10 protein-coding genes are annotated in these 14,398 nt (G+C 55.8%); 8 read left to right on the top strand and 2 right to left on the bottom strand.

The features are described from left to right. Nucleotides 1–27: 27 nt before the first annotated feature. Nucleotides 28–411, bottom strand: a complete 384-nt coding sequence (locus DQG13_RS30995; protein WP_181593000.1) for a hypothetical protein — start codon at nucleotides 409–411, stop codon at nucleotides 28–30. A 751-nt stretch (nucleotides 412–1,162) separates the two neighbouring features. After that, a complete protein-coding gene (locus DQG13_RS25840; RefSeq protein WP_220094447.1) occupies nucleotides 1,163–2,416 on the bottom strand; it encodes a multidrug effflux MFS transporter in 1,254 nt (417 codons plus the stop codon). A gap of 180 nt (nucleotides 2,417–2,596) precedes the next feature. On the opposite strand from DQG13_RS25840, the gene DQG13_RS25845 reads away from it, so the two are divergent. From DQG13_RS25845 to DQG13_RS25880, 8 genes are all read left to right on the top strand, one after another. Next, nucleotides 2,597–3,037, top strand: coding sequence for a MarR family winged helix-turn-helix transcriptional regulator (locus DQG13_RS25845; RefSeq protein WP_113023071.1), 441 nt, complete (start codon nucleotides 2,597–2,599; stop codon nucleotides 3,035–3,037). Between the two features lie 119 nt (nucleotides 3,038–3,156). Further along, nucleotides 3,157–5,478, top strand: coding sequence for a helix-turn-helix domain-containing protein (locus DQG13_RS25850; RefSeq protein ID WP_113023072.1), 2,322 nt, complete (start codon nucleotides 3,157–3,159; stop codon nucleotides 5,476–5,478). Between the two features lie 202 nt (nucleotides 5,479–5,680). After that, a complete protein-coding gene (locus DQG13_RS25855) occupies nucleotides 5,681–7,297 on the top strand; it encodes an extracellular solute-binding protein (protein WP_113023073.1) in 1,617 nt (538 codons plus the stop codon). Between the two features lie 75 nt (nucleotides 7,298–7,372). After that, complete coding sequence (locus DQG13_RS25860) at nucleotides 7,373–8,332, top strand: ABC transporter permease (RefSeq protein WP_113023074.1); 960 nt, start codon at nucleotides 7,373–7,375, stop codon at nucleotides 8,330–8,332. Nucleotides 8,333–8,361: 29 nt separating this feature from the next. Further along, nucleotides 8,362–9,243: a carbohydrate ABC transporter permease gene (locus tag DQG13_RS25865; RefSeq protein WP_258525866.1), complete on the top strand. Its 882-nt coding sequence runs from the start codon at nucleotides 8,362–8,364 to the stop codon at nucleotides 9,241–9,243. After that, nucleotides 9,240–11,534, top strand: a complete 2,295-nt coding sequence (locus DQG13_RS25870) for a glycosyl hydrolase family 95 catalytic domain-containing protein (protein WP_181593001.1) — start codon at nucleotides 9,240–9,242, stop codon at nucleotides 11,532–11,534. The genes DQG13_RS25865 and DQG13_RS25870 overlap by 4 nt, the downstream gene beginning before the upstream one ends. Next, nucleotides 11,518–12,543 carry a glycoside hydrolase family protein gene (locus tag DQG13_RS25875; RefSeq protein ID WP_113023076.1) on the top strand — a complete coding sequence of 342 codons (1,026 nt, stop codon included), beginning with the start codon at nucleotides 11,518–11,520 and terminating at the stop codon, nucleotides 12,541–12,543. Before DQG13_RS25870 ends, DQG13_RS25875 begins: the two co-directional genes overlap by 17 nt. A gap of 590 nt (nucleotides 12,544–13,133) precedes the next feature. Continuing rightward, nucleotides 13,134–14,261 (top strand): glycoside hydrolase family 88 protein, encoded by a 1,128-nt coding sequence (locus tag DQG13_RS25880; protein ID WP_113023077.1) that lies wholly within the window; start codon nucleotides 13,134–13,136, stop codon nucleotides 14,259–14,261. The last annotated feature ends 137 nt before the right edge of the window (nucleotides 14,262–14,398 follow it).

The raw sequence follows: 14,398 nt of genomic DNA on the forward strand, positions 1-14,398 counted from the left end.
GACGCGCTGGATTCAGGTTCCAGTGGACTAATACTCCGTGGAGGTTCGAGTCCTCTCGACCGCACTAAGAGCAGTAAGGGTTTCAGCGGATTTCGCTGAAACCCTTTTGCTGTTGTTAGGATGTTTTTTTAAAATTCTTTTAACAACGGTATCCTTGAGGTTAAAATCATAGCTCCTCCTGAACCCGAACATCGGCTTGATCGCAATTTCAATGGTTTCCTTGCTCGTATGATATACAAGTTCGGGGTCCTTGGTTCGAACAAGTTCTCTGGTGGCGGTAAGATCGTCATCATACGCTTTTAAAACAGCTACTTCTTCTACATACAGGGTTTGATCTTTAATATGAGATTTGAGGATATGCATTTTTGCAAAACGATCGGGATATAGCTGTCTGACTTCTTGCCACTGCATGATAAACACCTCCGCCCCTTTGATAATTCCATCATAGCATTGGCAAAAAGGATACGCTACGTCTATGTTCTTGCCTATACGGTTTCTAACATTTCTTCTAACATCCCTACAACAGCAAAAGCTCTGCCGCGGCGCGAAAAATCGGAATGCCGCCGCAATTCTTTGTCTCGCTTGGGTTTGCAGACGAAAAAACCCTTCTTCGGAAGGTTTTTTTTATGTTGGAATGAGCCGAGGCGTTGTCTGGAATGCTGCGACGCCGAAATATTTTCTGAAATTATAGAAATGGTAACCAAATTATAAATCTGGATTATACTTAATTCGTCATGCGGACCCCGATTACGCCAATGACACGATTACGCCAGAGGGTTTGCTGGAAGCAGAAGCCCTTGCCAAGCGGCTCGAACGTGGACCGCATATACTGCTCGCCATTGGGAAGAGCGATGGATACGATGTATGTATCCTCGCCTTTACTAGGCCGTGTTTGCAAACCCGCTTGAGGGCATCTTTCACCGCCTTTTCGTCCCTTACTTCGTCACTTCCGCTTGACGTACCCCCGGTACGCCTTCACGAAAGTTCCTTGCCATGAACGAAAATTCGGCCAAATCTGCTCCACTCGGAGTTTGCAAACACGCCCTAAGCCCGATCTTATAAAATTTGGAGAGCGCTTGAACCATTGCGCCGATTTCCAGGTTGCCGCTCATCATAGCCGACCAATGATCATATCCGTTGAGGAAAGCGTAAGACTCAGCCTTCATTTATTCGGCTGTTCTTTTACCCCATGGAAAGGAAGGTTTGACCGGAGGAACAGGTGCCAGCCGGCAAGAGAAATCAATGCCATAGCGGTGATCAAGACGCCCAGCCCAATAACGATGTTGCCCCATGCCACGGAAGCGACGGCCATCCCGATGCTGCCGAAGACGGTAGTGACGGTGTTGATGATGGAAGAGACTGATCCGGTATCGCCCTGCTGCTGCCGGAATAGAATGCTCATGCTGAAGGGCCGCGTGGCAGTGAAGGATAGCGACATCCAGACGAAGGACAGCAGAAAGAGGGCGGGGGAGCGGGTGCCGATGGTCATAACCAGGACACCGCTGGCCGCCGCTGCAACGAAGCAGCATGTGGCGAAAGCCTTTTTGTTCATTTGACTGAACAGGCGGACGTACAGGAACGGACCCAGAATGGAGACGAGGGCGTTGGCTGCAAAAAAGTAACTGTACACCTGTTCGCTCAATCCGAAGGCATCCACGTAAATATAGGAAGAGACGGCGATGTAGCCCATAAAAGGCAGGGCAAGCAGGGAGAAAATAAGCGTCGGGAAAAAGAAGCTCCGGTTCCGGGCCACCACCAGGAGCCGTCCCATCGAACCCAACAGGGTTCCCTTGTACCGTTCATTCTCCTGCAGCGATTCCTGGTATAACAAAGTCAGCGCCAGATTGATGACGCCGATGGCCGCCAGCGTCCAGAACGATCCTCTCCAGGATGAGAAGGTCAGGAGGAAGGCCCCGATAATCGGCGCGATCATGGGAGCAATTCCGGAGATGGACTGAATGATGGCAAGAATGCTCTCTCTTTTTTTACCGGTGAAGCAGTCCTTGACCATAGCTACGGATACAGTGGTGATTGCTCCGGCGCCGACTCCTTGAACCGCCCGCGCCATAATCAGCGCATACACGTTGGTGGAGAGGGCGCAAGCGACGGTGCTGGCGAGGTAAATGATGTTTCCCAGCAGCAGAATCGGCTTGCGGCCGTACTTGTCGCTGAGCGGCCCCCAGAACAGAATCCCTGCCGCATAGAAAATGAAGAAAATGCTCAGGGTCAGATTGGTGACGGCGGGATTGCTCTGAAAATACTGGCTCATCTTCGGCAGCGCCGGCAGATACAAGTCGGTGGAGAGCGGGATGAACATATTCATCAGGGCGATAAAGGCAACTACTCCTGTCGAGCCCAGATATTTCTGCCTGGCTGGCGTCGGCGGCAGTGCCTCAAGCATAGCGATTTCCTTCAAAGCTTTCGTGCCTCCTGGTTCATGGGATAAAATATATGGTACAATAAAAAAACTGCCGATATTAATAAAAGTGAATATTTTATTTCTTTAATAGTTCACTTTTATTAACTATATTAGCATAAAAGATGGATAACGGATTGTCAATCAATCTATCCTTAAAAACAGGGGGCGGATATACGGATGGGAGATCAGGAACTGAATGAGGCGGCGCGCGGGCTGTCATCCTTGATGACAGTCATTGACCGCAGGCTGATCCGGCCGCATGAGCAGAAGACAAGGCATATTGTAAGTCCGCTGGTGATCCATGTGCTGATGATACTGGCAGAGAAGGAGTCTGCCGCCATGACCGAGCTGGCGCAGGAGATTAAAATTGCCAAATCCCAGCTGACCCCCATCATCGACAAACTTTGTGAAGGCGGTGAGGTGCAGCGGGAGCAGGATGCAAAGGACCGCAGAATAATCAACATCCGCATTACGCCCGCGGGGGTGTCCAAGCTGCAGGAATTGCAGGAGACGCTGTTTCATTCCATCAAAGCCAAATTGAAGGGGTTGGACCCGAAGGAGATCCTTTCCCTCCAGTCTGCGTTAAATGACCTGTACAGAATCATCAATAAAATGTAAGACAAGCCATTGGCAGGGCTGGAGTCCTCTTTGGGAGAGGCGGGGGATGGCGGGACGTATTTAGGAAAGCGCTTTACACCTTTGGACGATATGGGTAGAATCGAAGTGGGGGTGAGGGCTTGAGACTGCGGGGGTTGGCATGGAATAGACGGAGCGTGCTCTTCAAGTGGCTGGTTTCGTATATATCGGTGCTTTTTGTGCCGATTGTCATCAGCGGGATTATTTATACAGGCACATGGCATGTGGTGGAGTCGGAGGTGAACCGCGCCAATGAATCCGTGCTGAAGCAGATAGAGCAGGGCATGGACAGCCATCTGTCGGGCATTGAGCGACTGGGGGTGGAGATGGCACTGAGCAAACCCCTGTCCGCCTTTATCGATGTGGCGCAGCCCTTGTCCGACAGCGATATCTACGATATTGTGGGCATCAGCAATGACTTGAAAACCTACAAGATGGCCAATACTTATATCGAGCAAATTTATGTTTATTATAAAAACAGCGATACGGTTGTATCCGCCCGGGACCGGGGCACCAGCCGCGATTTGTTCGCGGTGATCGGCACCGAGGACAATTGGGGCGCCCAAGAGTGGGAGGCTTTTTTCAACAAGCGGTATGTGCAGGAGTATCTGCCCATTACCATCACGGAAAACGGGCGTGTTTCCAAAGGGGTCATGTATGCCAAATCGATGATTTTGGCCAACCAGGACCAGCCCGGAGCGGTGCTGATGTTTGTGGTCAAGGAATCCACCCTGTTGGCCGGCGCCTTCGGGGATAGCCGTTCCACAGTGGCGATAATGGACAAGTCCAACCGGCTGGTGGCCTCTACCGGGGCAGACCTTCCCGCGGGAGTGTCCGTTGAGCGGATGCAGGGCAAAAGCGGCTTTTTTTATGAGGGGAAGGGTGACGGGCGGTTGGCCGTATCCTACACCACCTCCGAGAATGCCGGGTGGAAGTATCTTTCCCTTGTGCCCGCGGAAATTTTCGATGAAAAGATGCAGCTGGTCAAAAACCTGATCTATCTCAGCTTGGGCTTAAGCATTCTGGTAGGGGGACTGGTTACGTTTCTGTCCGTACGGCGGAATTACAGTCCCGTGGGCGCCCTTGTCCGCAATCTGATGTCCCAATCGGGCGTTACCTTTGAAACCGGCATTGACGAATACAGGTATGTGCAATCCGCCTTCAACAATACTCTGGATGAAAAAGAACGGATGGGCCAGCGTCTGGAGCGGCACCGGAGCGCCATCAGGGCCCATTTCCTGCAGGGGCTGCTGAAAGGGACGGCAGAGCTTCAGGACTCCGCCCAGGAGGCGCTGGAGGCTCATGGCATCCATCCGGTGTCGCCGGAGTTTGCCGTGGTGATTTTTTCCGTGGAGCATTACGGGAAGTTCGCCGATGACGGCCATAACCACACCAAGCCGCAGAAGCAAAAGCTGGTTCACTTTATTATTATGAACGTGGCGGAGGAGGTGGCGGGCATCCGCCATCAGGGCTTCGCGGTGGAAGCCGACAATACCCAGGCCTGCATCATTAATTTCAGGAATGGGGAGGAGCGGGATTTGCCGGGAATGATTCAGGAAATCCGCTCCTTTATGGAGGAGCACTATCATGTGACGATGACTGTGGCGGCAAGCGGCATCCATGAGCATCCGGAGGGAATCGGCAAGGCTTATCTGGAAGCCCGGGCGGCCCTGGAATACCGGCTTGTGCTGGGAGGAGGCCGGGTGATCCGCTATGAGGAGCTGCCTCGCCTGGAGCAGACGGAGCAGGCAACGCGGTACTATTTTCCTCTCCATGTGGAGCAGCAGTTGATCAATTTTGTGAAATCCGGGGACTATGCCAGGTCCAAATCCCTTCTGGATGAAATTATCGAGGCCAATTTGTCGGGAGCGCTGCCTGTGCCCTTGGCCAAATGCCTGATGTTCGATCTGATCGGCACCCTGCTGAAGACCTTGGACGAGACGGGCTCCGCCGGCAAAACGGCGTTTATGGAGCAGGCCGACCCGGTGAAGCAGCTGATCTCCTGTGAAACCATGGAGGAGATGCGGCGGCAGACCGATGAGGTGCTGCAGCAGGTATGCCAGTCGATTCAGGAGGAGCACAGCCGCCAGAGCAGCCACTTGAGCCGGGAAATCATGGAATACGTGAAGGCCCATTATCAGGATGGGGAGCTGAATGTGTCCGCCATCGGCGATATCTTCAAGCTTACCCCTTCGTATTTGTCCAAGCAGTTCAAGGCCCAAACCGGCGAGGCGCTGCCGGACTACATTAACAAAACCCGGATGGAGGAGGCCAAGCGGCTTCTCCGGGAGCAGGGCTGCTCGGTGGCGGAAACCGCTTCAAAAGTAGGCTATGCGGACCTGAATACATTTACCCGGATTTTCAAAAAATACGAGGGGATTACACCGGGAAAATACAAGGATATCCAAATAAGCGGCGAATAAGAACCGGCAAAGGCCGGTTTTTGTTTTTTGAGGGGGCTGTTCCCATACTGAAGGGGCGTAATTTCCGATTTTGAGGGTGCTGTTTCGCTTTTGCAGGTTTAAAAAAACGGCGGTTTCCACCATACTGACGCTGTAAGGCCCAAACACCTGCTTCCGGAGCAAAAGCGAAATGCACATCATCCATATTCTTAGGGGGATCGGTATGAATCAATCACTGAAGTATACGGCAGCCATAACAGCCGCGGTCTGCATTACCTCCACCAGCCTGCTGGCGGGCTGCACCAAAGAGGAGCAAGGAGCCCCTTCCTCCTCCGCACCGTCTGCGGCGGCTTCCGCCCAGGCGGCGTCCTATCCCATTTCCACAAGCGAAACTCTCACCTCGTGGGAGGCCATCAATACCAATTTGACTACCTTTGTATCCAATCTGGCGGACACTCCCTTCGGCAAACAGCTGGAGAAGGATACCGGCGTCAAGGTAAAGTATTCCCACCCGGCGGAGGGCCAGTCCAAGGAGCAGTTCAACCTGCTGATCGCCTCCAACAATTTGCCCGACATGATCGAATATGACTGGAACACCGGGTACCCCGGAGGCCCGGAGAAGGCCATCTCCGATAAGGTGATTCTTCCCTTGAACGATCTTATTGACCGGTATGCCCCCAACCTGAAGAAGCTTCTTCAGGAAAACAAGGAATTGGATAAGATGGTGAAGACCGACTCGGGAAAATATTATGTATTTCCCATGATCCGCAGCAGCCTGGTATTCCGCGGGCCCATCATCCGCAAGGATTGGCTGGATGAGCTGAAGCTGCCGGTGCCCGAGACCATTGACGAGTGGCATACGGCGCTGACCGCCTTCAAGGAGAAGAAGGGGGCTACCGCGCCGCTGACGGCCCAATACGGCACGGAGCTGAATCTCCAGGACGCCTTCATCGGCGCGTACCGCACTGCCAACCGGTATTATATTGACGATAACGGGAAAGTGAAATACGGCCCCATCGATCCCCAGTTCAAGCAGGCGCTGACCCTGCTGCGCCAGTGGTATGCGGAGGGCTTGCTGGACAAGGATTTTGCCCTGAACAATGATTCCAAGTCTCTGGACACCAAGATGCTCAGCGGCGCGTCCGGCGCCAGTGTCTACCTGACCTCGGGCGGCTTGGGCAACTGGATGGATACGGGCAAAAAGCAAAACCCCGGCTTCCATCTGGTGCCTGCCCCGTATCCGACTCTGAACAAGGGGGAAACGGCGTTTATCGGGCACAGCGATTTCCTGTACAATCCGCTGGCCAGCAAGGCGATTACCGCCGACTCCAAACATCCGGAGCTGGTGGCGCAGTGGCTGGATTATGCCTACAGCGAAAAGGGAGCCATGCTGTTCAACTTCGGTATTGAGGGAGAAAGCTATACGACCCAAGGCGGCCAATTGGCGTATACGGATAAAATCAAAAAAGATCCGAAATACAATCTTCAGCAAATGATCGCCCAGTACACCAAGCCCAATGGCCCGTTCCCTGGAGATCCCCGCAAGAATAACTTCAACACCTATCCCGAGCAAAACGAATCGGGCAAAATCTGGGGCAAAACCGATGCTCTGAAGCATATTCTGCCCACATTCATTACTCCGACGGTGGAGGAGAGCAAGGAAGTGGCCAAGCTGAACACGGCCATCGCCAGCTACAAGGAAGAGATGTTCGTCAAGTTCGTGATGGGCAAGGAGTCGCTGGACAAGTTCGATGAGTATGTGGAGCGGATCAAGAGCATGGGTGTGGAAAAGGTTGTGCAAATTTACCAGAATGCCTATGACCGCTATTACAAACGGTAATCTGCCGAAGAGACAGGGAGGGCATGGCCAATGCCGTGCGCTCTTCCAAAACGGCCAACGGATGGAGTGGGAAAAATGGCTGAATTAAGCAATGTGCAAAGCATTCCGGCGTCTCTGGCTCCCAAGCGGAGAAAAGCGGGACTGATCCTGGATATACGGCGAAACAAGATGCTGTATCTTATGCTGGTGCCGGTTATCCTGTTTTATGCGATTTTTCATTACGGCCCTATGTATGGCGCGATTATTGCCTTTAAGGATTTTTCTCCCCGTTTGGGGATTATTGGAAGCGAATGGGTGGGTTTGGACCATTTTAAGACCTTTTTTGGCGGGGCTTACTTTTGGCGGACCATCAAAAATACACTGCTGATCAGCTTCTACCAATTGCTGTTCGGATTTCCGGCTCCGATTCTGCTGGCCCTGCTGCTGAATGAAGTGAAAAACACCTTATTCAAACGAACCGTTCAAACCATCACCTACATGCCTCATTTTATCTCTTTGGTGGTAATCTGCGGCATTATTAAGGATTTTACCTCCAGCGACGGCGTTATCAACGATTTGATTGCATGGATGGGAGGAACCCGGGTTACTTTCCTGCTGGAGCCGGGGCTGTTCCGCCCGCTGTATGTGGTTTCGGGCATCTGGCAGAATATCGGCTGGGGGACCATCATTTATTTGGCCGCCCTTACCGGCATCGATATGGAGCAGTATGAGGCTGCCCGGATCGACGGAGCCGGACGGTGGAAGCAACTGGTCAATATCACAATTCCGGGCATTATGCCGACCATTGTCATTCTTCTCATTCTGGAAGTGGGGCGGATGATGAATGTAGGCTTTGAGAAAATTATCTTGCTGTACAATCCCAGCACCTACGAAACCGCAGACGTTGTGTCTTCTTATGTGTACCGGGTGGGACTGCAGGACTTCAACTACAGCTTCAGCTCCGCCGTAGGCCTGTTTAATTCGGCGGTCAACTTTACGCTCCTGATCTTCTCCAACTGGATGAGCCGGAAGCTGAACGATACGAGTCTTTGGTAAAAGCCATGCTGAACGATTAGGAGGAATACATGATGAACCGGCCCACTTTTTCGGAGCGGCTTTTTGACTTCGGCAATGTGATATTTCTGACCCTGTTGATGGTGTTGACCATCTACCCGGTCCTGTATGTGGCCTTCGCCTCTGTCAGCGATGCGGGGAAGCTGATGGCCTACAGCGGGTTTCTGTGGAAGCCCCTTGGTTTTTCCCTGGACGCCTACAAAAGCGTATTTGCCAATCCCATGATTGCCCGGGGCTACGCCAACACGATGCTTATTGTAGTGGGGGGGCTGACGCTGAATATTATCCTCACATCCTTCGGCGCTTATGCCTTGTCCCGCAAAAGCTTGGCCTACCGCAAGCCCATTATGCTGGCCATTGTATTCACTATGTTTTTCAGCGGGGGGTTGATTCCGCTGTATCTGACGGTCAAGAATGTAGGGCTGTCCAACTCTCTGTTGGCCCTGATCATTCCCCAGGCGATCAATACCTTCAATCTGATTCTGATGAAAACGGCCTTTGAAGCTATTCCCGATGCTCTGGAGGAATCGGCCAAAATTGACGGCGCCAATGATTTCGTCATCCTGTTCCGGATCATTCTGCCCCTCTCCATGCCGGTTATTGCGGTGATGCTCCTGTATTACGGGGTCAGCCACTGGAACTCCTGGTTCTATGCCATGATCTTCCTGCAGGAGAGAGCCATGTACCCTCTGCAGCTGATCCTGCGGGAAATCCTGCTTCAGGGGGAGGCCAGCAGCATGGCTTCCGGCGCTTCCTCCGACGATTTGGCCAAGCTGTCGGCAACTCTGAAATATGCCACCATTATTGTGGCTACTGTGCCGATTCTCTGCGTGTATCCCTTCCTGCAAAAGTATTTTGTTAAGGGAGCGCTGATCGGAGCGGTGAAGGGATGAGGCGGCAAGGGGCAGTGGAGGTGGATTGGGAGAGTTTTTTGGCTCCGCTGGATATGGAGTGGGTAGTGAAGCCCGTAAGCTGGGACGAGGGAGCTTTTCTCGGCAACGGGCTGCTGGGAGCCATGGTATACGGCGAGGAGCATGCGGCCAAGCGCCATGTGCTGCGGTTTGTGGCCGGGCGGACGGATATTGTTGCAGCCCGCCCGGACGGCCGGGGTTTTCCGCCCCGGGTGCCCATCGGGGAGCTGGAGCTGGAGTTGGAGGGATGGGTCTATCATCCCTCCACCATGCGGCTGGATCTGTGGAATGCGGAGCTAAACGGTACGCTGACCAGCACCCGGGGGCAGGTGGCCTTCCGCGCTTTGGCCCACAGCACCGAGCCGGTGCTGGCGGTTGAGATAGAGGCCGGCGAGGGGGAACGGGGCTTCCGGTTGAATTGGGTGGAGGATGCTCAGGTGGACCCGGTTCTGAAAAATGCCGACGGCATCAATCTGAACCAATATATTCCGGCGGTGAAGCTTGAGCGGTTTGTTTTGCCCGGGGATATTGGCGTATCCGTGCAGCGTTACGAAACCGGCGGAGGCTGCGCCGTAGCGTGGAAGGAGCGGGAGCTGTCCGGCGGCTCCCGGCGGGTGCTGTATCTCTCCATCGCCAAGGGCTGCGGGGAAGCGGTCGTCCGTGAGGCGGCGGAGGCTGTGGACAGGGCGGCGTCGGCGGAGTACGGACCCTGGCGGGAGGCCCACCGGGCCTGGTGGCACCGCTACTACCGGCAAAGCTTCGTTTCCATCCCGGATAAGCGGCTGGAGAGCTTTTACTGGATACAGATGTATAAGCTGGCATCGGCTACAAGGGAGGACAAGCCGCTTATCGACAACCAAGGACCGTGGCTTGCGCCTACGCCCTGGGCCGGCTGCTGGTTCAACATGAATGTGCAGATGAGCTATTCCCCGGTTTATACTGCCAATAGACTCCATATAGGGGAATCTCTGGTGAGGACGGTGGAGGAGGCCCAAGTGCAATTGGTGCAGAACGTGCCGGAGGAATACCGCCACGATTCCTCGGGGCTGGGGAGAAGCAGCAGCTTCGATCTGGATGCGCCGGTGGATGACGAGAAGGGCAATCTGATCTGGATTTGCCATAATCTGTGGCGGCATTACCGGTATTCCATGGATGACGGCCTGCTTAGGCGGCTCTTGTATCCGCTGCTCCGCCGCAGTGTGGCGTATTATCTTCATCTTCTGGAGGAGGGGGAGGACGGTCTGCTTCATCTGCCGCCCACCATTTCTCCCGAATACGGCTCCTTTACCAAAACCAGGGTGCGGGACTGCCATTATGATCTGGCCCTGCTGCGCTGGGGCTGCCTGACCTTGCTGGAGGCCGCCCGCCGCCTGGGCGGGGATGAACCGCTCCAGGCCAGGTGGCGGGAGGTGCTGGACAGACTGATTCCTTACCCCCAGGACGAAACGGGCCTGCTGATCGGCAAGGATATGCCCCTGGCTTACGGGCACAGGCATTTCAGCCATCTGCTGGCGGCTTTTCCGCTGCATCTTCTGGATAGCGGGAAGCAGGAGGAGCGGGAGCTGATCGCCCGCTCTCTGTCTCATTGGATTGGCAGGGAGGGGGATCTGCGGGGCTTCAGCATGACGGGGGCGGCCTCCATTGCCGCTTCCTTGGTAAGGGGCGGCGAGGCATACGGCTATCTGCAGGCGCTGCTGGGTATGATCAAGCCCAATACCATGTACAAGGAGGCGGGGCCGGTCATTGAAACGCCCCTGGCCGGAGCGGAGGCCCTTCAGGATATGCTTCTGCAAAGCTGGAACGGAGTGATCCGGGTGTTTCCCGCTGTGCCGGAGGCATGGAGGGAGGCGGCGTTTCATCAGCTCCGGGCGGAGGGCGCCTTTCTTGTGGATGCCCTCAGGCGGGACGGGGAGACCCAATGGATCAGAATCCGCAGCCTGGCCGGGGAGCCCTGCCGGGTGCAGACCGGCTGGCAGGGGCCATGCCGCTGGCGGCTTGTCGGCGGCTCCGGGGAGGAGGAAGCGGTGGACCTGGAGCCGGGCTCCGGTTTGGTTTCGCTGCCCCTCTTGATGGGGCAGGAGGCTCTGCTGTACCGGGATGCCGCCGCTTTGGCGCATCCCGTCCGCCCCGTGGCGGCGGCTGGCTGGCCCGCGCCGGTGCGCCCCTTTGGCGGAAACAAACCCTGGCGGCTGTATGGTTTTCCCGGAGGCGGAGAGGGAGAGCAGGAGTCAATGAAGAGAGGAGATTTTGGGAAAAATGAAAAGCCTGTATGAGCGGCTTTTGCCTGCCCCCGTGAATGGGGGCTTCAGAATGGAAGGATACTGGATTTGGTGCGGCTCCGTCATTCAGGGGGAGGACGGGCGGTTTCATATGTTCGCCTCCCGCTGGCCCCAATCTATCCCTTTTCATCCGGGATGGTTGGTGGCGTCGGAGGTGGTCCGGGCAGTTTCGGATACCCCCGAGGGCCCGTATGTCTTCCAGGAGGTAGTGCTGCCGCCACGGGGAGCGGAATACTGGGACGGGCGGGTTACCCATAACCCGCATATTGTCAGGCACAACGGCGAGTATGTGCTGTATTATATGGGCACTACCCATCCGCTGCCCGATGCGGCGCCGGGGGAACCGCTGGAGATGGGGGACCCGCGGGTTATTGTGGCCCGGTCCAACAAACGAGTGGGCGTCGCCGTTTCCCCAAGTGTGTTTGGGCCCTGGCAGAGACTGGACCAGCCGGTGATGCCCGCCAGGCCGGGCAAATTCGACAGCTTCCTGACCTCCAATCCGGCTCCCTGCATCCATCAGGATGGATCGGTGCTGTTGATTTACAAGGCAAGGCGCTATGAGGGCAATCTCCATGGCAACATGACCATCGGCGCTGCCTGGGCCCCCCATTGCCAGGGTCCGTACCGGGTCATGCAGGAGGGGCCGGTTTTTCCCGTGGGGTTTCATCTGGAGGACCCTTTTGTCTGGAGGTCGGAAAACGGCTATGAGCTCATCGCCAAGGATATGGACGGCAATCTCTGCGGGGAAAAGCACGGCGGGATTCACGCCTTGTCCCCCAACGGGCTGGACTGGCGGCTTGCGCCCCAGCCCAAGGCCTATTCCCGCACCGTCCGCTGGCAGGATGGGCGTGTTGCAACCATGGGCAGCTTCGAGCGTCCGTTCCTGCTGTTCCAAAACGGCCGCCCCACTCATTTGTTTGCCGCCACTGCCGACGGTCCGGGGGGATTCGCCCAAGCCCGGAATACCTGGAACATGGTGGTTCCTCTGGCGGAGGAGGACTGATATCCGGCCGCGGAAAAAGATAAGCCCCGGAGCAAAAGCTGCGGGGCTTTTGGCGCGCTTGGCAGGATACCAGGTTGGCTGGCCAAGCCGGATGCGATGACCCGCATGTCCGGGTCTGGGAAAGAGGCTGTCCGAAAAGTCAACTGGGAGACGCGCTAACGAATCCAGGTATCGCTATTTGACTATAGGTGGGCATGTTTGAAATCTAACGAATCGTAGGATCGCTATTTGTCCGAATTTGCGCCGAAAGGCGTTCAAACAGGCGAATAACGCGCTATAGATTCGTTAGATTTTTTGCCATGCCCGTTTTCGCGAAATAGCGTGAGGTAGATTCGTTAGCCAGATTTTCGGGCGGCCTCTATTCGGTTTTTGCGGCCAAGCCGCGGCGGGAACGGGGCAAGGGGAGGGAGGCGCTCTGCGCCCCGCCGCAACCATGGTTAACCCCGTGAAAAAAGGTATATGCCCGGAAACCCCCGCTTTGGGTTCGGCTGCTTATCGGGCGAAAAGGTGTATATTGCCCGGCCTCCGCCATTTCATTATGGTAGGGATGAAACCACATCTAGTGTGTATCAGGACAGGAGTGAAACTTTATGAGTACAGAGAAATGGCTGGATGAAGCATGGAACCTCGCCATCCATAAAGTAAAAACCGCAAGCCTCCGCATCGGGTCCCAATTTCCCCACGGCTCCCACGACGGGCAATATCAACTGATGAAGCCGGATTACTGGACGGCGGGCTTCTGGCCCGGGATGCTGTGGCTGGCGTACCGGGACAACCGGGATGAAGAGCTGCGCCGCTTGGCTGAGGAGTGTGAGCTAAGGCTTGACCCGGTGCTCTACGGCTTCCACGAGCTTAGCCATGACACCGGCTTCATGTGGACCCTTACCGCCGTGGCCGACTATACCATAACCGGCAGCTCCGCCTCCCGGGACAGGGCGCTCATCGCCGCCAGCCATCTGGCCGGCCGCTTCAATCTCCAGGGCCGCTTCATCCGCGCCTGGAACAATCCGGAGCGCACCGGCTGGGCCATCATCGACTGCCTGATGAACCTGCCCCTGCTCTATTGGGCATCCGCGGAAACCGCCGATCCCCGCTTTGCCCAGATCGCCAAGGCTCATGCCGAGATGGCGGTGAAGCATCTGATCCGGGAGGACGGCTCCGCGTATCATGTGGTGATGTTCGACCCGGCCACCGGCGAAAAGGAAGGGTATCTGGGAGGCCAAGGCTATGCCGCGGAATCGGCCTGGGCCCGGGGAGCTTCATGGGGGCTGTACGGCGCGGCGCTTAGTTACCAGCATACCGGAGACCCGCTGTTCCTGGATGCGGCGGAGCGGGCGGCGGATTTTTTCCTGAACCATCTGCCGGAGGACCTGGTCCCTTATTGGGACTTCCGCCTGCCCGCCACAGACGGCGCGCCCCGGGATTCCAGCGCCTCCGCCATTGCCGCAACAGGCCTGCTCGATCTCGCGGCGCTGACCGCGGGCGGCGCCTCCGACCGTTACAGAAACGGCGCCATGGCCATTCTCCAATCCTTGTCCTCCGCCGCTTATGCCGGAGGAGACGGGGAAGAAGCCCTGCTCCTTCACGGCACCGGCAACCTGCCCGGCAACCAAAACATCGACAAGCCGCTGATCTACGGCGACTACTACTACCTGGAAGCCCTGTCCAAGCTGCGGGGCGGCAGTTCCTTCTGGGCGCCAAATGCTTGGCGGCAGTGACGGATCGTTGGGTATACAGCGCGAAAAAATGTTTATCGCCCGGCCCAATCCCGCACTGCGCCTGCATGTTAACTGCGCGAAATCGTGAATATTGATGTCCTTCACGGCGTGCTATACCATGGCCTTACACACTAATG

It is taken from the genome of Paenibacillus sp. YN15 (assembly GCF_003285005.1).
Lineage (GTDB): Bacteria > Bacillota > Bacilli > Paenibacillales > NBRC-103111 > Paenibacillus_AR.

Bases quoted from the DNA above. Each gene is read 5' to 3' on its own strand.
- DQG13_RS25855 (WP_113023073.1), top strand. From the start codon at position 5,681: ATGAATCAATCACTGAAGTATACGGCAGCCATAACAGCCGCGGTCTGC.
- DQG13_RS25860 (WP_113023074.1), top strand. From the start codon at position 7,373: ATGGCTGAATTAAGCAATGTGCAAAGCATTCCGGCGTCTCTGGCTCCC.
- DQG13_RS25865 (WP_258525866.1), top strand. From the start codon at position 8,362: ATGATGAACCGGCCCACTTTTTCGGAGCGGCTTTTTGACTTCGGCAAT.
- DQG13_RS30995 (WP_181593000.1), bottom strand. From the start codon at position 411: ATGCAGTGGCAAGAAGTCAGACAGCTATATCCCGATCGTTTTGCAAAA.
- DQG13_RS25870 (WP_181593001.1), top strand. From the start codon at position 9,240: ATGAGGCGGCAAGGGGCAGTGGAGGTGGATTGGGAGAGTTTTTTGGCT.
- DQG13_RS25875 (WP_113023076.1), top strand. From the start codon at position 11,518: ATGAAAAGCCTGTATGAGCGGCTTTTGCCTGCCCCCGTGAATGGGGGC.
- DQG13_RS25880 (WP_113023077.1), top strand. From the start codon at position 13,134: ATGAGTACAGAGAAATGGCTGGATGAAGCATGGAACCTCGCCATCCAT.
- DQG13_RS25845 (WP_113023071.1), top strand. From the start codon at position 2,597: ATGGGAGATCAGGAACTGAATGAGGCGGCGCGCGGGCTGTCATCCTTG.